Below are 20,596 nucleotides of genomic sequence, written 5' to 3'. Positions count from 1 at the left end.
GCGTCAGGAACCGGTGAGCTTCGCGAACTTCCCCTCGTACGCGGCCTCTTCCTTCGGGGTGAGCGAACGGAACGCGTGGGACTTCGCGGCCATGGCCTTGTCAGGGATGATCAGCGGATTCTCCGCGGCCTCGGGATCGATCTTCGCCAGCTCGCCGCGGACGCCGTCCACCGGGCACACATAGTTGATGTAGGCGGCGAGACGGGCCGCGGGCCCGGGCTCGAAGTAGTAGTCGATGAGCCGCTCGGCGTTGCGCTTGTGGCGCGCCTTGTTGGGGATCAGGAGATTGTCCGTCGAGGTCAGATAGCCGCTGTCCGGGATGGCGAACTCGATGTCGGGGTTGGAGAGTTTGAGCTGGACGACGTCACCGGCCCAGGCCACACACGCGGCGAGGTCGCCCTTGTCGAGGTCGGCGGTGTAGTCGTTGCCGGTGAAGCGGCGGATCTGCTTCTTGTCGACGGCCTTCTGAAGGCGCGCGACGGCCGCGTCGAAGTCGTCGTCGGAGAACTTCGCGGGGTCCTTGCCGAGGTCGAGCAGCACCATTCCCATGGAGTCGCGCATCTCGGACAGGAACCCCACCCGCCCCTTGAGCTTCGGCTCGTCGAGGAGCTGCGACACCGACGTGATCTTCTCCCCGTCGGTCGCCTTCTTGTTGTACGCGATGACGGTGGAGATGCCCGTCCAGGGGTACGAGTAGGCGCGCCCGGGGTCCCAGTCGGGCGAGCGGAACTGGGCGGACAGGTTGGCGTAGGCGTGCGGCAGCTGGGCCGGGTCGAGCTTCTGCACCCAGCCGAAGCGGATCAGCCGGGCGGCGAGCCAGTCCGTGACGCAGATCAGGTCACGGCCTGTGTCCTGCCCTGCTGCCAGCTGCGGTTTGATCTTCCCGAAGAACTCGTTGTTGTCGTTGATGTCCTCGGTGTACTTGACCTCGATCCCGGTGCGTTCGGTGAACGCGTCGAGGGTCGGGCGCCGCTTCTTCTTGTCGACGTCCATGTACTCGGTCCAGTTGGAGAAGTTCAGGCGCTTCTCCTTGTCCGAGCGGTCGTCGGCGGCGATGCCGCCCTCGCCCTTGCCTGCCGCGGGGATGCCGCACGCGCTCAGGGCCCCGAGCCCGCCCGCGGCGAGCACGCCGCCGCCGGAGGCGCGCAGCAGCGAACGGCGGGTGAGCGCGGCCCGGCCGCTCCTCATACCGCGGTGCATGGCGGCCAGTTGGGCCGGGGAGAGGCTTTCGGGCTCGTACTGCTCCATGCGCTTTATGGCCCTTTCGGGAGGGTGGGCGGGCGGGCGCCGTGGGCGGGCGGGCGCCGCCGGTCGCGCGGCGCCCGCTTCCGCGTATTCCACGGTCCGGCTATCGGTCCCCGAAGATCGTGCGGTGCCAGTCCTTCCTGGCCACCGCGGTGTTGTCGAACATGACGTGCTTGATCTGGGTGTACTCCTCGAAGGAGTAGGCGGACATGTCCTTGCCGTAGCCGGACGCCTTGTATCCGCCGTGCGGCATCTCGCTGAGGATCGGGATGTGGTCGTTGACCCACACGCAGCCGGCCTTGATCTCGCGGGTGGCGCGGTTGGCGCGGAAGACGTCCCGCGTCCAGGCGGAGGCGGCGAGCCCGTAGGGGGTGTCGTTGGCGAGCCGGATGCCGTCGGCGTCGGAGTCGAAGGGCAGCACGACGAGCACCGGGCCGAAGATCTCCGCCTGCACGGCCTCGCTGTCCTGCGCGGCGTCGGCGATGAGGGTGGGCCTGTAGTACGCGCCGGGGTGGTCGAGTGCCTCGCCTCCCGTCACCACACGCGCGTAGGAGCGGGCCCGGTCGACGAAGGCGGCGACGCGGTCGCGGTGCGTGTGCGAGATGAGCGGGCCGAGGTCGGTGGCCGGGTCGAAGGGGTCACCGAGCCGCACGGTCGCCATCAGGTCGGCGACGCCCGCCACGAAGGCGTCGTACAGCGGCCGCTGTACGTACGCGCGCGTGGCGGCCGTGCAGTCCTGGCCGCTGTTGATGAGGGCGCCCGCGACGGCGCCGTGCACGGCGGCCTCCAGGTCGGCGTCGTCGAACACGACGAAGGGCGCCTTGCCGCCGAGCTCCAGGTGCAGCCGCTTGACGGTGGCGGTGGCGATCTCGGCGACGCGCTTGCCGACGCCGGTCGAGCCGGTGAAGGACGTCATGACGACGTCGGGGTGCCCGACGAGGTGCTCACCGGCGTCCTGGCCCGCCCCCGTGACGATGTTGACCACACCGTCAGGGATCCCGGCGGCCGTGGCGGCCTGCGCGAACATCAGCGAGGTGAACGGCGTCAGCTCGGACGGCTTCAGGACGATGGTGTTGCCCGCCGCGATCGCCGGGAGCACCTTCCAGGCGGCCATCTGGAGCGGATAGTTCCAGGGCGCGATGGAGCCGACGACGCCGATCGGTTCGCGGCGTACGTACGAGGTGTGGTCACCGCCGTCGTACTCCCCCGCGGACTGGCCCGCCAGGTGCCGGGCCGCGCCCGCGAAGAAGGCGGTGTTGTCGATGGTGCCCGGTACGTCGAACTCGCGGCTCAGCTTGATCGGTTTGCCGCACTGCAGGGACTCGGCCTGCGCGAGGTCCTCGGCGCGGGCGGAGAGTTCCGCGGCGAAGCGGTGCATGGCGTCGGAGCGCTCACCGGGGCTCGCGGCCGACCAGCCGTCGTACGCGCTCGCGGCGGCGGCGACGGCGGCGTCCACGTCCTTCGGGCCCGCCAGCTCATAGGTGAGGACCTCGTCGCCCGTGGCCGGATCCACCACCGCGTGGGTGCGTCCTGAGGTGCCCTGGGTGAGGCGTCCCGCGATGTACTGGGCGCCGTCCGCGAAACGGTCCCGCGCCTGGAATGTGTGCATGACGCTCTCCTCCGCCGGCCGCCCCGTCCCGAGAGGGCCGGCGTAGTTCCAGATCGATTTGAGTGCCGATCCTGACAGGGGGTCGATGGTGCAGCAAGTGATTCCGTTGTTGCCTTTTGGTTACGCGACGGAATCTGTCGACCAGGTGTCGAGTCGGCCTGGAAATTGGGGGACGGAATGTCAGTGGTGCGTGCCAGGGTGGCGTGCATGAACGACGAGGTGGGGACCGCGGGGGCGGACACGGCGGGGATTCGCTCGGTGGAGTCATTGCTGGCCGCGGCGCGGGCCGGGCAGCGGCTGGAGTATCTGTACTTCTGGGGGCACGCCCCGCGCCGGGACGGCACGCTCGGGGCGAGCTGTTTCAGCCAGTGGTGGCCCTCGCCGTTCACGTCCGACGGCGTCGAGTACGCCACGGCCGAGCACTGGATGATGGCCGAGAAGGCCCGCCTCTTCGGGGACGCGGACGCCGAGCGGGCCGTGCTCGCGGCCCGGACGCCTGCCGAGGCGAAGCGGGCGGGGCGGCTTGTGCGGGGGTTCGACGAGGCGGTGTGGGCGCGGGAGCGGTTCCGGGTCGTCGTCGAGGGTTCCGTGCGCAAGTTCTCCTCGGACGAGGCGCTTCTTGCCTACCTCGTCGGTACGGGGGATCGGGTGCTGGTCGAGGCGAGTCCCGTCGACCCCGTGTGGGGGGTCGGGCTCGCCGCCGAGGATCCGCGCATCGGGGATCCCGCGGGGTGGCGGGGGCTGAATCTTCTGGGCTTCGCGTTGATGTCCGCGCGGGAGCGGTTGCGTTGACGGTTTTGCCCTTTCCCGCCGCTTCGCGGCGGATATCTCCCACCCGCCCCACCCGCCCGCCCATTTACTGCCACATCCGGCTCCGGGCCGGAGCCGGGGCGCCCGCCACCGGAACGGCCGGGGCGGGCCGAGCTTCCGGTGCCACGGCTTCTTGTCCGGCGTCGACGGGGTGGGTGAGTTGATCGGCTACTTCCCCCCCTTGCTGTGGGCCGGTGTTCCGCAGGGCGGAACGGGCAGGCACAGCCCAGCTCCCGCTGTGGGCAGGCGTTCCGCAGGGCGGAACGGGTGGCGGAACGGGTGGGCACAGCCCAGGCCGGCGGGGCCGTGACGTAGGGGGAAGGGCACCCCCAGGTCGGCGGCGCCGTCACGGTGTGGCCCGCCCGGGGAGCCCCCGGGGACCCCGTCCTACGATGACCCCGGCCCCTTGGGGTCGACCGATCAGCCGATCACACCGTGTTCCCGGGGAGGAACCCATGACCGACCACCTCACACCGCCCGCCGCGCAGGCGCAGGCGGACACGCAGACGCAGACGTTCATCGCGGGCCTGCCCAAGGCCGAACTCCACGTCCACCACGTCGGCTCCGCCTCCCCCCGCATCGTCTCGGCCCTGGCCGCCCGCCACCCCGACTCCAAGGTCCCCACGGACATAGAGGCCCTGGCGGACTACTTCACGTTCACGGACTTCGCGCACTTCGTGCAGGTCTACCTCTCCGTGGTCGACCTCATCCGCACCCCGGACGACGTCCAGCTCCTCACCTTCGAGGTGGCCCGCGAACTGGCCCGCCAGAACGTCCGCTACGCCGAGCTCACGATCACCCCCTTCTCCTCCACCCGCCGCGGCATCGAGGAGCGCGCCTTCATGGCCGCCATCGAGGACGCCCGCAAGTCCGCCGAGGCCGAGCTCGGCGTCGTACTGCGCTGGTGCTTCGACATCCCCGGCGAGGCGGGCCTGGAGGCGGCCGAGGAGACGGTCCGCCTTGCCACGACGGACGGCATCCGCCCGGAGGGCCTGGTGTCCTTCGGCCTCGGCGGCCCCGAAATCGGCGTACCGCGCCCGCAGTTCAAGCCGTACTTCGACCGCGCCATCGCCGCGGGCCTGCGCTCGGTGCCGCACGCGGGCGAGACCACCGGCCCGGAGACGGTCTGGGACGCGCTCACGCACCTGCGCGCCGAGCGCATCGGCCACGGCACCAGCTCCGCCCAGGACCCGAAGCTCCTCGCGCACCTCGCCGAGCACCGCATCCCCCTGGAGGTCTGCCCCACCTCCAACATCGCGACCCGCGCGGTCCGGACGCTCGACGAGCACCCGATCAAGCAGTTCGTGGACGCGGGCGTCACCGTCACGATCAATTCCGACGACCCGCCGATGTTCGGCACGGACCTCAACAACGAGTACGCCGTCGCCGCCCGCCTCCTCGGCCTCGACGAGCGCGGCATCGCCGGCCTCGCGAAGAACGCCGTCGAGGCGTCCTTCCTGGACGCGGCCGGCAAGGAGCGCGTCAAGGCGGAGATCGACGCGTACACGGAGACCTGGCCGGCCTCCTGACCAGGCTCGGGCAAGCCTCCTGAGCCACCGGCGGCCCGGAGACCCGCGCCTCCGGGCCGCCCCCGGCCACAATGGGGCCCATGCGCACCGTGACTGCCGTGGCCCACCGAGGCGACCCCTACCGCGTCCGCGAGAACACCCTCCCCTCCCTGCGCTCGGCGCTCGACCGGGGCGCGGACGCGGTCGAGATCGACGTCCGCCTGACCCGTGACGACGTACCCGTGCTGCTGCACGACGCGAGCCTCGAACGGCTCTGGGAGCACGAGCGGCCGCTCGCCGCGCTGTCCGCGGACGAGCTGCGCGGGCTGACCGGCGGCGGCGTGCCCACCCTCGAAGCGGCCCTCAAGGAGACGGCGGGACACCGCGTCCTCGTGGACCTGCCGGGGGCGACCCCGGAGTCGGTACGCACCGTCGTCGGCGTGATCGCGGACTGCGGGGCCGCCGACCGGGCGTACTACTGCGCGGGCCCCGCCGCGATGCTCGCCGTGCGCGCCGCGGACCCGGCCGCGGAGATCTCCCTCACCTGGAAGTCCCTCGCCCCGCCACGCCCCGCGCTGCTCGCCGCGATCGGCCCGCGCTGGCTCAACTACCGCTTCGGGCTTGTCAGTCGGGAGCTGGTGGACCGGGTGCACGCCGACGGTCTGCTGATCTCCGCGTGGACCGCCGACACCCGCCGAACCATGCGTAAGCTCATCTCCCACGGGGTGGACTCGATCACCACCAACCGCGTGGACGCACTCGCCGCCGAGCTGTCCCGGCAGCCACGGCGGCACCGCTTGGAGACGGGGAAGGAACCTCACGAGTGAGCGCAGAAGGCACCGGCGGCAACGCCGACACCAACGGGCGGATACGCACCGACGTGGCGCACAACGCCCGTGTCTGGAACTACTGGCTGGGCGGCAAGGACAACTACCCGGTGGACCGCGTGGTCGGCGAGCAGGTCGTCGAGATGTTCCCCGGCATCGGCGAAGTGGCCCGCGCGGACCGCGCGTTCCTGGGCCGGGCCGTCGCCCATCTCGTCGAAGACGCCGACATCCGCCAGCTGCTGGACATCGGCACCGGCCTGCCCACCGGCGACAACACCCACGAGGTGGCGCAGCGCCTCGCGCCCGAGGCCCGGGTCGTGTACGTCGACAACGACCCGATCGTCCTGACCCACGCCCACGCCCTGCTCACCAGCTCGCCCGAGGGCTCGACCGCGTACATCGACGCGGACGCCCGCGACCCGCGGCGGATCCTCCGCGCCGCCGCCGACACCCTCGACTTCGAGCGGCCGGTCGCCGTGATGCTGCTCGGCATCCTCAACTTCGTCCCGGACACGGGCGAGGCCCGTTCGATCGTACGGACCCTCATGGACGCGGTGCCGTCCGGCAGTTACCTGGTCCTGACCCACCCCACCCTGGACGCCGACGTCGGCGGCGCGGGCAACCAGCCGGCCATGGACTTCTGGAACGCCAACGCGACACCCCCGATCACCGGCCGCACCCGCGCGGAGTTCCTGTCCTTCATGGAGGGCCTGGAACTCCTGGAACCGGGCATCGAATCCTGCGCCCGCTGGCGGTACCCGGAGGCGGCCCCGGTCCCCCAGTTCGGCGCGGTGGCCCGTAAACCGTAGCCCCGGGACGGCCGGGTCCGGCCCGGCGCGGGCCGGACCCGGGCGTCACCCATGCCCCACCTGCCCCACCGGCGGCACCATCGCCTGCGCGTCCACGCCCGCGCCCACCCACAGCCCGATCAGCAGCGCGGCCGTGGCCTCCACCAGACCCGCCCGCCCGAGCCCGCCCGCGTCGTACGGGACACACCCGATGTCCCGCACCAGTTCCCGTACGACGCCCAGCGCGGCCTCGTCGTCGCCGCACACCGGCACCGCGAGCCGCCGCCCGTCGAACACGGGCGGCGCGAGGCGCCACACGCTCTCGTGGCAGAGGTTGAACGCCTTCACCACGCGGGCGCCGGGCGCGGCGGCGGCGAGCCGCTCGGCGGCGGAAGGACCGCCCTCCGTCAGCAGCGCGAAGCCCGCCCCCACCGGATTGCCGCAGTCCACCACCACCCGCCCGCGCAGGGCGCCTTCAAGCCCGCCGACCACACCGATCCCCGCCGCGTACGGCAGCGCGTTCAACACCGCACCGTCCCCGAACTCGGCCGCCGCCCGCAACGAGCCGTGCCCCACCGCACCGATCCGCCCGGCCAACACGGCCGCCCGCCCCTCGTCCCGCCCACCGACCCACACCTCGTGCCCGGCCCGCACCCACTGCGCGCCCAACGCGTCGGCCATGTTCCCGGCGCCAAGAATCCCTATCCGCATGCCCGTTCCTCACCGTTCCGTCCAGTCACCCGACCCCGTGGCCGGTACGGAACGACAGTAGGAAGCCGCTCGGGCACCAATTGGTAAGTCACGGCGGCGACGCGTCCGGCACCATGCACCACATGACCACCCACGAACCCACCGACCTCCTCGCCGACTGCCGGGCCCGGCTCGCGTTCGATCTGCTCGCCAACACCTGGAACGCCGTGGCGCTGTGGGCCCTGCGGCACGGGCCGCTGCGCCCGCGTGAGCTGCGGGGGCGCATCGGCGGCATCAGCCCCAAGATCCTCACGGAGACGCTGCGGCGGCTGGAATACAACGGGCTCGTGGTCCGGCGGGCGTACGCCGAGTCGCCGCCCCGCGTCGAGTACGGGCTCACCGTGCTGGGGCGCACTTTGCTCGGCCCGATCGAGGCGTTCGGGGCGTGGGCCTACGAGCACGGGGACGAGGTGCTCGCGGCGCAGGACGAGGCGGATGCGACAGAGGCGGCCTCCTGACGTCGCCCCTTAGGGGATCAGCCCTCAGCCACCCTGATCCATACGTGAGTTGATGCCGGGGCCGCCTCAGGGGGCGCCCCCTCCCCAGTGATGATCCGGCGCCCGCGCCCCGCCGCGCAGGATGGGACTCGAATCCCCCGCCCACCCGGACCACCGGCCCACCCATCCTGGAGCAGCCCATGCCCGCACGCGTCCATGCCCGTGCCCGTCGTCGTTCCGCCGCGGTCGCCGCCGTCGTCGTTCTCGGTCTCACCGCCGCCGCGACCGCCCCCGCCCTCGCCGATTCGACCGCGCCGGGGGCGGCCTCCGCAGGCACCGCGCACGGCTCCCGGCCCGACGCCAAGGCACTGCGAGCCGCCATCGCCGGGCTGCCCGACGCCGACGCGACCGCCGCCCTGGTGCGGGTGGCGGGAAAGAACGGTGCGTGGCGCGGCAGTTCGGGGGTTCGGGACCTGGCGTCGGGGCGCGATGCCGACCCGGACGGGCGATTCCGGGCCGGGTCCACCACGAAGGTGGTGACGGCGGCCGTCGTGCTGCAGCTCGCGGCCGAGGGCGAGGTCGACCTCGACGCGCCCGTGCAGCGCTATCTGCCGGACCTGTTCGCCCGCAACGCCGACGCGTTCGCCAAGCCCATCTCCGTACGCCAACTCCTCAACCACACCGGCGGGTTGAAGCCGGGCCGCGCCCTCGGCAAGGACTTCGCGGAGCTGTACGCGAACCGCTTCGAGACGCTCACCCCGCAGGAGGTCGCCGCCACGTCGATCGCGAAGGGACCCGCGTACGCCCCGGGCGTCAAGCAGGAGTACCTGGGCATCAACTACACGCTTCTCGGGCTGTTGATCGAGAAGGTCACGGGGCGTACGTACGAGAGTGAGGCCACGCGGCGCGTCCTCAAGCGCGCGGGCATGCGGCATTCCTCCTTCCCCGGCACGGACCCCCGCATCCACGGCCCGCACAACCGCGGCTACCAGACCGTGCGGGAGCCCGACGGCGGGACGCGGCTGGTCGACGTCACCGAATGGAACCAGCGGGACCGCTTCGCGGGCGGCGACATGATCTCCACGACGGCCGACCTGGAGCGGCTGACCGTCGCGCTGTTCAAGGGCAGGATCGTGCCGAAGCCGCAGCTGGAGGAGATGTTCACGGTGCCCGCCGGCATCGAGGGCGCCACGATGAGCGCGGGACTGGTGCGGTTCGCCGCGCCGGACGGGCGGGTCGTCTGGCTGAAGACCGGCAGCCGGCACGGCTACAGCTCGGTCATGGCCGCCACCCGGAACCTGGACACCGTCCTCGTGTACTCCGTGAACTCCACCGACGCCAAGGGCGAGAACATGAACCCGGTCGCCCAGCGCATCGTCGAGGCGGCGCTCAAGGTCCGCGGCTGAGCGCCCGCCCGTACGGGCGCGGAGTCCGCGGCGACCGAGCGCCCGCCGGGCCTACGCGTTCGTCCCGCCGTCCACCGTGAACTCCGCGCCCGTGATGGTGCGCCCGCCCGGACCCACCAGGTGGGCCACCGTCGCGGCGATGTCGTCGGCGCCCGAGAAGCGGCCGAGGGCGGACAGGCCGCGCTGGAAATCGGCCGCGTCGCCGTCGGCCGGGTTCATGTCCGTGTCCGTGGAGCCGGGGTGCACGGCGTTGACGGTGATGCCGCGGGGGCCGAGCTCGCGGGCGAGGGCCTTGGTGAAGCCGCTCAGCGCGGACTTGCTCATCGAGTACAGGACGATGCCGGGGAACGGCACCCGATGCACCAGGTTGCTGCCGATGCTCACGATGCGCCCGCCCTCGGGCAGATGCGCCAGCGCGGCCTGCCCGGCGAGGAACGCGGCGCGCGCGTGGATCGCGAGGGTGCGGTCCAGCTCCGCCAGCGTGACCTCCTCGAACGGCCCGTGCGGGTACACCCCCGCGTTGTTGACCAGGATGTCGAGCCGCCCCAGCCCGGCCGCCGCCCGCGCCACGGCCTCCCGCACCGCGTCCGCGTCCGCCGCGTCGGCCTCGATGGCCAGCGCCCGCCGGCCGGCCGCCTCCACCTCGGCGACGACGGCCTGGGCCTTCGCCTTCCCCGCCGGGCTCACATAGGTGAACGCCACATCGGCCCCGTCCCGCGCCAGGCGCCGCACGATCGCCGCCCCGATCCCCCTGCTGCCGCCCGTCACCAGCGCGGCCTTGCCCAGGAGTTCCGTCATGCCCAGCCCCACATCTCTCGCGTACGTACGTCGGTGATGCGCCGATCGACACCTGTGCCGACGACGGATTCCGTGTCGGCGATCTATTTCTGTGTCGATCGGCACAGAAACAGTCACACGAGCGCGCCCGCACGTCAAGACCTATATTTGTCGTTCACTACAGAAATTCGACGAGCACGGGAGCAGGGAGGTGGGAGCCGTGACGGCACGCGGACGACCCCGGGCGTTCGACCGGGACACGGCGCTGCGCCGGGCCATGGAGGTGTTCTGGAAGCAGGGCTACGAGGCCACGTCGATGACGGACCTCACCTCCGCGATGGGCATCGCGTCGCCCAGCCTGTACGCCGCGTTCGGCTCCAAGGAGAAGCTGTTCCGGGAGGCGATCGCGCTGTACGGCGCCACGGAGGGCGCGCCGATGACCCGCGCGCTGACCGAACTCCCGTCCGCGCGGGCCGCGGTGGAGGCCGTACTGCGTGAGAACGCGCGCACGTACGTGGCCGGCGACAGCCCGAGCGGCTGCATGATCGTGCTGGCCGCGACGAACTGCTCCCCGGCCAACGCCCCCGTCCAGGAGCACCTGGCGACACAGCGGAAGGCGGGCGCGGAGCTGATGGCCCGCCGCCTGGAGCGGGGCGTCGAGGAGGGCGAACTCCCCGCCCGCACGGACACGGAGGCGATGGCCGCCTTCTACACCACGGTCATCCAGGGCATGTCGGTGCAGGCCCGCGACGGGGCGACCCGCGCGGACCTGGACAAGACGGTGGACCGGGCGATGGCGGCGTGGGACGTGGTGGCCGCGCCGCCTCCGGAGTGACCGCCGGGCCGCGGCCCGGTCACGGAACTGCCGTGCCGCGGCCCGGCCGCGGAACTACAGACCCGCCAGGGAGTTCCACCGCTTCGCGAACTCCGTGCGCTCCCCGGAGGTGATGTCCCGCGCGATCACGAGCCGCTTGCGCATCGCGTCGTCCGGGAAGATCAGCGGGTCCTCGGCGAGCGCCGCCAGTTCCTCGTCCTTGGAGGAGGCAAGGATGTCGCGGGCGGCGGGCACGGGGCAGACGTAGTTGACCCAGGCGGCCAGCTCGGCGGCGACCTCGGGCTCGTAGTAGTAGTCGATCAGGCGCTCGGCGTTGAGCTTGTGGCGGGCGAGGTTCGGGACCATCAGGGACTCGGCCCACAGCTCCGCGCCCTCCTCCGGGACGACGAACTCGATGTCCGGGTCGTCGGCCTGGAGCTGGATGACGTCGCCGCTGTACGCCTGGCAGGCGAGGACGTCGCCGCTGGAGAGGTCCTTGATGTAGTCGTTGCCGGTGAAGCGGCGGACGTGGTGGCTGTCGACGAGCTTCTCGACCCGGTCGCACATGCGGTGGAAGTCGTCCGCCGTCCACTGGGTGATGTCGACGCCGTCGCCCTGCATCAGCAGCCCGAACGCCTCGTCGAGGCCGGACAGCAGGGTGACGCGGCCCTTGAGGTCGTCCGCCCAGAGGTCCGACACGTGCTTGATCTCGCGGCCGAGGCGCTTCTTGTTGTACGCGATGCCGGTGATGCCGGACTGCCAGGGCACGGTGAACTTGCGGCCCCGGTCGAAGTGCGGCGAGCGCAGCAGCGGGTCGAGGTGCTTGGTGACGTTCGGCTGGCGGGCGCGGTCCATCTCCTGGACCCAGCCGAGGCGGACGAAGCGGGCGCACATCCAGTCGCTGATGACGATGAGGTCGCGGCCGGTCTCCTGATGGTTCATCAGGGAGGGGCTTATCTTGCCGAAGAACTCGTCGTTGTCGTTGATCTCCTCCGTGTAGCGCACGTCGATGCCGGTGCGCTTCTCGAAGGCGTCGAGAGTGGGCCGCCTCGTCTTGTTCTTGTCGTCGGTGTCGATGTAGAGCGGCCAGTTGGCGAAGGCCAGCTTCCGGTCGGTGCGCGAGCGGTCGGCGGCGCCGCGTTCGTCCGGCGCGATGTACGCGGCGGGCACCCCGCAGCCGGTGGCGAGCGCGGCCACCGCGGCGGCGGTGGCACCGCCGCCGAGGGTCCGCAGCAGGGCCCGGCGGGACACCGGGGCGGAGGCGGGGCCTGCGGGGTTCGCTCGCACTGCTCTCGGGTTCGCTCGCACCTCGGCAGCATGCACGGGGCCGTGGGGGCCGGGCAATGGACGGTGCGTCGGGGCGGGGGTGGTGCGGGGCGACATGCTGTCGGGCCGCAGCGGCTCGGGACCTCAGCGGGCCGGTTCCAGCCACCCCGCCAGGTCGGACGCCGTCACGCGCGTCAGCGGTGCCTCGTCGAGCGGCCCGGGGAAGAGCCGGTACGCCGTGCCGGACGCGACGCGCCCCGCCTCCGCCAGATCGCCGTGCACCAGGGCGACGAAGGCATGCCGTCCCGCCAACTCCGGTTCCGCGCACAGCACATCGGGCTCCCACGCGTCCCGGACGCGCACGGCGAAGTCGGCGCGCGGCTCGTCGGGCTCGCGGCGGTAGCCCCAGAGCACGTGGCCGCGCCCGCGCACCAGGACGTCGCCGTCGGTGCGGGCCGCCGCCGTCCAGCAGGCCAGGTCCCAGAGCGTGGCCCGGCCGCCGGGCTCGAAGGTGTCGACCAGGTCGTGCCCGGCGCGGCCGAGCACCTCGCGGTAGCGCCAGACGTCGTGGTTGCCCTCGCCCGTGGCGAGCGTGAGGTCGGCCCACCAGGCGCGGCGCGAGCGCAGGTCCACGATCATCGGTACGCGCAGCGCGGCCTCGCCCGCGAGGTCGAAGCGCTGCCGGACGGCACGCGGATCGAAGACCGCCCGATCCCTCCGCTCCCCGCTCACGGCCATGAACCCCGCGAAGGCGTCCGGGAGTTGGTCGAAGGGCACGTCGTTGTACGACAGGACGGCGGGCACGACGAAGCGCACCCCCGCCTTGGCGAGCCGCGGCAGGTCCAGGTCCAGGTACTCGGTGGCGCCGTGCGGGGCGGGCGCCGAGGTCAGGTCGCCCGAATGCAGGGCGGCGCCGCCTGCGTACTCCAGCTGGGTGTAGTCGCACAGCCCGACGAACCGCCACGCGTCGTCGTACAGGGCGACGGACAGGTCGAGGTCGACCCGCACGCCCTTGGGCTGCATCCAGTGCAGGAAGAGGCGGACGTGCTCGCTGTCGCCGGGCATGGCCAGCGAGCTGCCGCGCGGCACGGAGACGAGCGAGGCGGCGGAGGCCCGCTCGGCGAAGGGCACGGGCAGATCGGCGAGGCCGGCGTCGAGCAGGGCGATGTCGTACGGCACACGGTCGGGTTCCAGCCCGTCCGGCGTTTGAGGACGAGGCCGTTCAGGCCGATAGGGGGGGTCCAGGGGCGGCAGCCCCTGGTTACGGGAAGGGGCGGGACTGGAAGGGGCGGGACTGGGGCGCACCCCGCGAGGGCCCACCCCCGCCTCAAGCCGCCGCACCGCCTCCGCCTCGATGAGCTCCGCGGCCCGCGACGCCACCCGGGGCGGCAGCGGCGGCCGCTGGTCATCGACGGCGTAGGCCTTCGTGACGCGCCCGCGCGGGAAGAAGACACGGCGGCCGCCGGGAACCGCGCGCACCTTCATCCGGCCGTACGCGCCGAGCAGCGCCCCCGCGCCCGCCCGGGGCAGGGCGTGGGCCAGCGCCTCGGCGACCGGTTCCGGCAGCATGGCTTCGCCCGTGCGGGCCAGCAACACGTCGAGGCGGCGCAGCAGTTCGCCGGGGCGGGCGCGCAGCAGGGCGGCGGCGGCCGTGGTGTCCCAGCGGGCGAGCGCCGACTCGACGCGGCTCTGCCAGCCGGTGTGCCGCAGGCGGTCCCCGTCCAGGCGGATGTCGTCGTGCCGGGCGGCCTCCGTGAGCAGGACGTCCATGAGCGCCGGGTCGCCGAGGCCGTCGAGCCGGGTGCCGCGCAGCACGGCGAAGGCGAGCGCCACGCGCGCGTGCCGCCCGGCCCCCGCGGCTCCCTCGAAGGGATGCAGGATCTCGCCGACGCGCTTCCAGGCACCCGGGTACCGGGCGAAGTCCTCGCACAGGTGCCGCAGGTCGAACGTGCCGAGCAGCGCGAGCAGTTCACGCCGCGCGGGGCGGGAGAGCCCGCGCAGCCGCGGCAGTTCGAGCAGGTCGGGGTCGCCACCGGAGCGTACGACGAGGAGCCGCAGCACATCGGTGGCCGTGTCCGCGTACCGGCCGACGAGCGGGCGTGTCACCGGGTCGTCCAGGCAGGGCGCGAGAGCCAGGGCCTTGCTCTCGCGCAGCGGGATCTCCGGCGGCAGCCAGGCACCGCGCCGCTCGCCCGCCGCCCGCGTGTCGCGCGCGTGGGCGTACCCGAGCAGCAGCACCAGGTCGTCGTGGTCCTGCGGGTTCAGCGGGGTGCGGCGGGCCAGCAGCGCCGCGAGTTCGGCGGCCTCGTCGCCGGGTGCGCCCAGGCGCAGGGCGCGCAGGATCTCGCCGCTGTCATCAGCGGTCACGGCTCCGGTGTCGATCCACGGATCGGTGGGCCCCTCCGTCGCGTAGCGCGTCTCGCAGACCGGGCAGGCGTACCAAACACAGCACTCGTCGCAGCAGCCGAAGTCCCGCTCCTTGCCGTGGCAGTCGTCGCACACCAGGTGCGCGCAGGGCGAGAGAGCGCGCACCCGCGCCTTGGTGCCCGCGCAGTTCATGCAGGGCTGGTGCGGCTGGGCGGCGAGGTGGGCGACGACGAGGGAGGTGTAGCGGTCGTACGCGTGCTGGTAGGGGATCTCGTCGGGGAACCGCCGGAACAGCGGCGCGTGCGTGCGGTCGGAGCCCATCAGGGCGTCGACGTCGGCGAGCAGTTTCCGCCCGGTCGCGGCGAGGTCCTGGGCAGACAACGCGGCCAGCGCCTGGCGCAGCGGGGCGGTCAACAGGTGCCCGCGATCGGCGAGTTCGGCTTCGAGGACGACCACGGCGGCTTCGGTCACCGCGGACTGTCCGGCACCGGAGGGAACGTACACGCTCTGCCTGCGCCGCAGCAGCAGCCCCGTCAGATCGTCGGCCGTCGTCATCAGGTCACACCCCCGTAGTGCAGAAGAGCGGGGGCGGAGAGTGTGTGCGCTACGGATCTTTTTGCAGAAGAGGGGAGAAGGAAGCACACAACGGGAGCCGCCCCCGCGTACTCAACGGTACGCGGGGGCGGCGGGGCCGAGCATCTCAATTAAGCGCCGAAGGCGCTTCCGTGGGGCGCGTCCCGCCCTAGGGCCTGTCCGATGGGTCGGCGCGGCGTCGCGGCGTCTGGCACCAGACGCCGCTCCTTGCTCCACGCCGACCCATCGGACAGGCCCTAACCGTCGATCGACGTCATGACGTGCTTGATGCGCGTGTAGTCGTCGAAGCCGTACGACGAGAGGTCCTTGCCGTAGCCGGACTTCTTGAAGCCGCCGTGCGGCATCTCCGCGACCAGCGGGATGTGGGTGTTGATCCACACGCAGCCGAAGTCCAGCGCCTTGGAGAGCCGCATCGCGCGGGCGTGGTCCTTGGTCCACACCGAGGAGGCGAGGGCGTACTCGACGCCGTTCGCGTGCGCGATGGCCTCGGCCTCGTCCGTGAAGGACTGCACGGTGATGACGGGGCCGAAGACCTCCTTCTGGATGATCTCGTCGTCCTGCTTGAGGCCGGATACGACGGTCGGGGCGTAGAAGTAGCCCTTCTCGCCGACGCGTTGGCCGCCCGCCTCGACCTTGGCGTGCGCGGGCAGCCGGTCGATGAAGCCGGAGACCTGCGCGAGCTGGTTGGCGTTGTTGAGGGGGCCGAACAGCACGTCCTCGTCGTCCGGCTGCCCGGTCTTCGTGTCGGCGGCGGCCTTCGCGAGCGCCGTCACGAACTCGTCGTGGATGGACTCGTGCACGAGCACGCGCGTGGCGGCCGTACAGTCCTGGCCCGCGTTGAAGAAGCCCGCGACCGAGATGTCCTCGACGGCCTTGGCGATGTCGGTGTCCTCGAAGACCACGACGGGCGCCTTGCCGCCGAGCTCCAGGTGCACCCGCTTGAGGTCCTTGGACGCGGACTCGGCGACCTGCATGCCGGCGCGCACGGAGCCGGTGATGGAGGCCATCGCGGGCGTCGGGTGCTCGACCATCGCGCGGCCCGTGTCACGGTCGCCGCAGATGACGTTGAAGACGCCCGCGGGCACGATGGAGCCGATGATCTCGGCCATCAGGACCGTCGACGCCGGGGTGGTGTCGGACGGCTTCAGGACGACCGTGTTGCCCGCGGCGAGCGCCGGGGCGAACTTCCACACCCCCATCATCATGGGGTAGTTCCACGGCGCGACCTGCGCGCAGACGCCGATCGGCTCGCGCCGGATGATGGAGGTCAGACCCTCCATGTACTCACCGGCGGCGCGGCCTTCGAGCATCCGGGCCGCGCCCGCGAAGAAGCGGATCTGGTCGACCATCGGCGGGATCTCCTCGGACCGCGTGAGCCCGATCGGCTTGCCCGTGTTCTCGACCTCGGCCGCGATGAGTTCCTCGGCGCGCTCCTCGAAGGCGTCGGCGATCTTGAGGAGGTACTTCTGCCGCTCGCCGGGCACCAGGTCGCGCCAGGCCGGGAACGCGTCGGCGGCGGCCTTCATGGCGGCGTCGACGTCGGCCTGGCCGGACAGCGGTGCCACCGCGTACGCCTCGCCGGTCGCCGGATTGATCACCTCGGTGGTCCGTCCGTCGGCCGCGTCCCGGAATTCTCCGTTGATGTAGTTGCGCAGACGGCGCAGCTCGGTGGTCACTTCCAGCCCTCCTGTCAGAAGCCCGTGTACTGGTCTCCACCGGATGTTTCCGCCGGTCGCCCGGCTGTCCAGTGGATGAGACACCCACCCTAGTCGCTACACCGACGCTTTCAACATACCCAGCCGCCCAGAACTGCGAAATCCGTGAACTGAGACATCCTGAGCAACGAATTTCATCGCTGCGGCCTTGCGGAACAGACGAGACGTCGTGCACAGTGAAGTCGTGGCAAGTCGTAGCGCAGACCCCAGCAGCTCCCGCGGCGGGACGAATCCGTCCGTCGACGCCGTCTCCCTGGCGATCATCGAGCAGCTCCAGGAGGACGGCCGCCGTCCGTATGCCGCCATCGGCAAGGCCGTCGGCCTCTCCGAGGCGGCCGTGCGGCAGCGGGTGCAGAAGCTGCTCGACCAGGGCGTGATGCAGATCGTCGCCGTCACGGACCCGCTCACCGTGGGCTTCCGGCGCCAGGCGATGGTCGGGATCGACGTCGAGGGTGACGTGGACCCGGTCGCGGACGCCGTGGCCGCCATGCCGGAGGCGGAGTACGTGGTGATGACCGCGGGCTCGCACGACCTCCTGGTGGAGATCGTCTGCGAGGACGACGACCACCTGCTCGAAGTCATCAACAAACGGATCCGCGCGCTCCCCGGCGTGCGCTCCACCGAGAGCTTCGTCTACCTCAAGCTCAAGAAGCAGACCTACATGTGGGGAACCCGATAGCCGTGAGCACCAAGGACCTCAGCCGAACCGCGTACGACCACCTGTGGATGCACTTCACCCGCATGTCGTCGTACGAGAACGCGCCCGTTCCCACCATCGTGCGTGGCGAAGGGACCTACATCTACGACGACAAGGGCAAGAAGTACCTCGACGGTCTCGCGGGCCTGTTCGTGGTCCAGGCAGGACACGGCCGCCGGGAGCTCGCCGAAGTCGCCGCCAAGCAGGCCGCCGACCTCGCCTTCTTCCCCATCTGGTCGTACGCCCACCCCAAGGCCGTGGAACTGGCGGAACGTCTCGCCCAGCACGCCCCCGGCGATCTGAACAAGGTCTTCTTCACCACCGGCGGCGGCGAAGCCGTCGAGACCGCCTGGAAGCTGGCGAAGCAGTACCACAAGCTCACCGGCAACCACACGAAGTACAAGGTCATCTCGCGCGCGGTCGCCTACCACGGCACCCCGCAGGGCGCCCTGTCCATCACCGGACTCCCCGCCCTGAAGGCCCCGTTCGAGCCGCTCGTGCCCGGCGCCCACAAGGTCCCGAACACCAATATCTACCGCGCCCCGATCCACGGCGACGACCCCGAGGCATTCGGCCGCTGGGCCGCCGACCAGATCGAGCAGGAGATCCTCTTCGAGGGCCCCGAGACGGTCGCCGCCGTCTTCCTGGAGCCCGTGCAGAACGCGGGCGGCTGCTTCCCGCCGCCGCCCGGGTACTTCCAGCGGGTCCGCGAGATCTGCGACCAGTACGACGTGCTGCTCGTCTCCGACGAGGTCATCTGCGCCTTCGGCCGCCTCGGCACGATGTTCGCCTGCGACAAGTTCGGCTACGTCCCCGACATCATCACCTGCGCCAAGGGCATGACCTCGGGCTACTCCCCGATCGGCGCCGCGATCATCTCGGACCGCATCGCCGAGCCGTTCTACAAGGGCGACAACACCTTCCTGCACGGCTACACCTTCGGCGGCCACCCGGTCTCCGCCGCCGTCGGCCTCGCCAACCTCGACATCTTCGAGCGCGAGGGCCTCAACCAGCACGTGCTCGACAACGAGTCGGCGTTCCTGACGACCCTGCAGAAGCTGCACGACCTGCCGATAGTGGGCGACGTCCGCGGCAACGGCTTCTTCTACGGCATCGAACTCGTCAAGGACAAGGCCACCAAGGAGTCCTTCACGGACGAGGAGTCGGAGCGCGTGCTCTACGGCTTCGTCTCCAAGAAGCTCTTCGAGTACGGCCTGTACTGCCGCGCCGACGACCGCGGTGACCCGGTCATCCAGCTGTCGCCGCCGCTGATCGCGGACCAGTCGACGTTCGACGAGATCGAGGGCATCGTGCGGCAGGTCCTGACGGAGGCCTGGTCCAAGATCTGATCCACCGCCGTACGCCCGCCGTACCCGGCCCGGGTGCGCCCATCCGAGTGAGATGGGCGGACCCGGGCCGCGTCCTTGTCCGGCGCCCGGCGCCGAATCCTTAGCGTGCCAGTGACCGATCGGCCCAGCCTTCGTTCCCCCGTACGGGGGAGGCAATCTGATCTGAACCGAGGTGTACGCCATGGTGGCCCCGCCGGACAACGACGTGCTGTGGGCACGAGCCCTGCACGTCACACTCAATGGCTCCCCCGCACTCACCGGTGTCTCGCTCGGTGTCCGCGAGAGCGAGATCCTCGCCGTCGGCGGCCCGCGCGGCAGCGGCAAGACCACGCTGCTGCGCTGCCTGTCCGGCCAGCTCCTGCCCCACAAGGGCGAGGTGTGGTTCAACTCCACGCCCGTGCACACCATGAGCCCGCTGGTGCGCGAACGCCTGCGCCGCGACCGCTTCGGCTGGATCGACCCCAAGCCCCGCCTGGTGCCGGAGCTGAACGCCTGGGAGAACGCCGCGCTCGGCCTGATGCTGCGCGGCGGCGCCCGCCGCCCCGCGCGCACCGCCGCCCACGAGTGGCTGGAGCGCCTCGACATCGGCGGCTGCGCCCGCAAGCGCCCGCACGCCCTCACCCAGGCCGAGCGCCAACGCGTCGCCATCGCCCGCGCCCTGGCCTGCACGCCGTCCGTCCTGTTCGCCGACGAGCCCACCGCGCCGCTGCACCGCGCCGACCGCGCCCACGTCCTGCGTACGCTGACGACGGCGGCCCGCTCGCACGGCATCACCGTCGTCCTCGCCACCCACGACGCGGACGTGGCCGGCCTCGCCGACCGCACGGTGACGCTCCTCGACGGGCGACGCGTGCACACGGTGCACCTGCCGGGCGACGACCTGGCCCTCGCGGGGGCGGGCGGGGGCGCCGAGACCGCAGCGGCCAACGGGGCTGCCGAGGCCACCGAGACTTCCGGGGCCACCGAGTCCACCGGGGCTTCCGGCAGTGGTGCGGGACCCGGAGACCCAGAGGGATCCGGAGGCGCTGACGGCTCCGACACGGAAGGCCGGGCCGCGTGCTCGCTCTCCGTCTAGCCCGCGGCTCCCGCCCCCTGGTCCAGCTGCGCAGACTCCTGGTCGCCGCCGCGTCGGCCGGCACCGGCTTCCTGCTCCTGTGCACCCTGGGGTACGCGATGAGCCACCCGGCGTCCACCGGCTCCGTGCTCCGGCTCGCCTGGTGCGCCGCCCCCATCGCCGCCACCGTCTACTTCGCGGTCGCCGTGGCCCGCACCGACCCCGGCACCAAGCCGCGCCCCGGGCTCTCGGCCATCGGGCTCGGGCCGGGGCAGCTCATGGTCATCTCCGCCATGACCACGGCCGTGGCCTGCACGCTCGGCTCCATGGTGGCGCTGCTGTTCTTCCTGCACCTGCGCGGCGACCTGTCGGGCCTGCCGTTCGACGGCGCGGCGGCCGAACTGCTCGCCGCCGACCGGCCGTTGCCGCTTGCCGCCGTGCTGACGCTGCTCGCGCTCGTGCCCATCGCCGCGTCCGTCGCCAGCGCGGTCGTGCTGCGCCCGCGCCCCCTCAAGCCCGGCGCCGCGCCCGAGCCGGACGACCCCGCGCCCCCCGCCGCCGCGCCGGGCGGCCTGCCCTAGAT

At 71.9% G+C, this 20,596-nt stretch carries 17 protein-coding genes and 1 pseudogene; 11 read left to right on the top strand and 7 right to left on the bottom strand.

From position 1 onward, the window contains the following. Positions 1-3: 3 nt before the first annotated feature. Positions 4-1,248 (bottom strand): polyamine ABC transporter substrate-binding protein, encoded by a 1,245-nt coding sequence (locus STRAU_RS17300; RefSeq protein WP_016641638.1) that lies wholly within the window; start codon positions 1,246-1,248, stop codon positions 4-6. 100 nt (positions 1,249-1,348) lie between these two features. Further along, positions 1,349-2,854 carry a gamma-aminobutyraldehyde dehydrogenase gene (locus tag STRAU_RS17295; RefSeq protein WP_016641637.1) on the bottom strand — a complete coding sequence of 502 codons (1,506 nt, stop codon included), beginning with the start codon at positions 2,852-2,854 and terminating at the stop codon, positions 1,349-1,351. A 207-nt stretch (positions 2,855-3,061) separates the two neighbouring features. Between STRAU_RS17295 and STRAU_RS17290 the strand changes: the two genes are divergently transcribed. From STRAU_RS17290 to STRAU_RS17275, 4 genes are all read left to right on the top strand, one after another. Beyond that, positions 3,062-3,646: an NADAR family protein gene (locus STRAU_RS17290; protein ID WP_016641636.1), complete on the top strand. Its 585-nt coding sequence runs from the start codon at positions 3,062-3,064 to the stop codon at positions 3,644-3,646. Between the two features lie 410 nt (positions 3,647-4,056). Then, the gene (locus STRAU_RS17285; RefSeq protein WP_397892074.1) at positions 4,057-5,193 is read left to right on the top strand and encodes an adenosine deaminase; all 1,137 of its coding nucleotides are present in this window, start codon (positions 4,057-4,059) and stop codon (positions 5,191-5,193) included. 80 nt (positions 5,194-5,273) lie between these two features. Then, complete coding sequence (locus STRAU_RS17280; protein WP_037660075.1) at positions 5,274-5,999, top strand: glycerophosphodiester phosphodiesterase; 726 nt, start codon at positions 5,274-5,276, stop codon at positions 5,997-5,999. Next, entirely contained in the window at positions 5,996-6,808 is an 813-nt protein-coding gene (locus STRAU_RS17275; protein WP_016641633.1) for an SAM-dependent methyltransferase, read from the top strand. The genes STRAU_RS17280 and STRAU_RS17275 overlap by 4 nt, the downstream gene beginning before the upstream one ends. Before the next feature lie 45 nt (positions 6,809-6,853). On the opposite strand, the gene STRAU_RS17270 is transcribed toward STRAU_RS17275, so the two are convergent. Continuing rightward, positions 6,854-7,498 (bottom strand): NADPH-dependent F420 reductase, encoded by a 645-nt coding sequence (locus tag STRAU_RS17270; RefSeq protein WP_037660060.1) that lies wholly within the window; start codon positions 7,496-7,498, stop codon positions 6,854-6,856. A gap of 113 nt (positions 7,499-7,611) precedes the next feature. On the opposite strand from STRAU_RS17270, the gene STRAU_RS17265 reads away from it, so the two are divergent. Together STRAU_RS17265 and STRAU_RS17260 are read left to right on the top strand one after the other, a co-directional pair. After that, the gene (locus STRAU_RS17265) at positions 7,612-7,995 is read left to right on the top strand and encodes a winged helix-turn-helix transcriptional regulator (protein ID WP_016641631.1); all 384 of its coding nucleotides are present in this window, start codon (positions 7,612-7,614) and stop codon (positions 7,993-7,995) included. Between the two features lie 179 nt (positions 7,996-8,174). Then, entirely contained in the window at positions 8,175-9,380 is a 1,206-nt protein-coding gene (locus STRAU_RS17260) for a serine hydrolase domain-containing protein (RefSeq protein WP_016641630.1), read from the top strand. Between the two features lie 51 nt (positions 9,381-9,431). Here the strand turns inward: STRAU_RS17260 and STRAU_RS17255 are convergent, their stop codons facing one another. Beyond that, positions 9,432-10,178, bottom strand: coding sequence for an SDR family NAD(P)-dependent oxidoreductase (locus tag STRAU_RS17255; RefSeq protein WP_037660059.1), 747 nt, complete (start codon positions 10,176-10,178; stop codon positions 9,432-9,434). Positions 10,179-10,377: 199 nt separating this feature from the next. On the opposite strand from STRAU_RS17255, the gene STRAU_RS17250 reads away from it, so the two are divergent. Next, complete coding sequence (locus STRAU_RS17250) at positions 10,378-10,992, top strand: TetR/AcrR family transcriptional regulator (RefSeq protein WP_016641628.1); 615 nt, start codon at positions 10,378-10,380, stop codon at positions 10,990-10,992. A 54-nt stretch (positions 10,993-11,046) separates the two neighbouring features. Here STRAU_RS17250 and STRAU_RS17245 read toward each other — a convergent pair whose 3' ends face one another. The 3 genes from STRAU_RS17245 to STRAU_RS17235 form a co-directional block, all read right to left on the bottom strand. Then, the gene (locus STRAU_RS17245; RefSeq protein ID WP_397892072.1) at positions 11,047-12,315 is read right to left on the bottom strand and encodes a polyamine ABC transporter substrate-binding protein; all 1,269 of its coding nucleotides are present in this window, start codon (positions 12,313-12,315) and stop codon (positions 11,047-11,049) included. Positions 12,316-12,381: 66 nt separating this feature from the next. After that, the gene (locus STRAU_RS17240; RefSeq protein WP_016641626.1) at positions 12,382-15,159 is read right to left on the bottom strand and encodes a hypothetical protein; all 2,778 of its coding nucleotides are present in this window, start codon (positions 15,157-15,159) and stop codon (positions 12,382-12,384) included. A gap of 275 nt (positions 15,160-15,434) precedes the next feature. After that, complete coding sequence (locus tag STRAU_RS17235; RefSeq protein ID WP_016641625.1) at positions 15,435-16,874, bottom strand: gamma-aminobutyraldehyde dehydrogenase; 1,440 nt, start codon at positions 16,872-16,874, stop codon at positions 15,435-15,437. Positions 16,875-17,082: 208 nt separating this feature from the next. On the opposite strand from STRAU_RS17235, the gene STRAU_RS17230 reads away from it, so the two are divergent. From STRAU_RS17230 to STRAU_RS44445, 4 genes and pseudogenes are all read left to right on the top strand, one after another. Continuing rightward, entirely contained in the window at positions 17,083-17,592 is a 510-nt protein-coding gene (locus STRAU_RS17230) for an Lrp/AsnC family transcriptional regulator (protein WP_030567005.1), read from the top strand. Continuing rightward, positions 17,577-18,959, top strand: coding sequence for an aspartate aminotransferase family protein (locus STRAU_RS17225; RefSeq protein ID WP_016641623.1), 1,383 nt, complete (start codon positions 17,577-17,579; stop codon positions 18,957-18,959). Before STRAU_RS17230 ends, STRAU_RS17225 begins: the two co-directional genes overlap by 16 nt. Positions 18,960-19,140: 181 nt before the next feature. Then, entirely contained in the window at positions 19,141-20,034 is an 894-nt protein-coding gene (locus STRAU_RS17220; RefSeq protein ID WP_037660054.1) for an ABC transporter ATP-binding protein, read from the top strand. Next, positions 20,016-20,591, top strand: a pseudogene (locus tag STRAU_RS44445) (hypothetical protein); the annotation flags it as partial. The gene STRAU_RS17220 and the pseudogene STRAU_RS44445, both read left to right, overlap by 19 nt. Positions 20,592-20,596 lie beyond the last annotated feature (5 nt).

The sequence above is a fragment of the Streptomyces aurantiacus JA 4570 genome, assembly GCF_000414115.1.
Lineage (GTDB): Bacteria > Actinomycetota > Actinomycetes > Streptomycetales > Streptomycetaceae > Streptomyces > Streptomyces aurantiacus_A.
The sequence above is the reverse complement of the archived record's forward strand: the minus strand, read 5'-3'. Positions and strand labels throughout refer to the sequence as shown.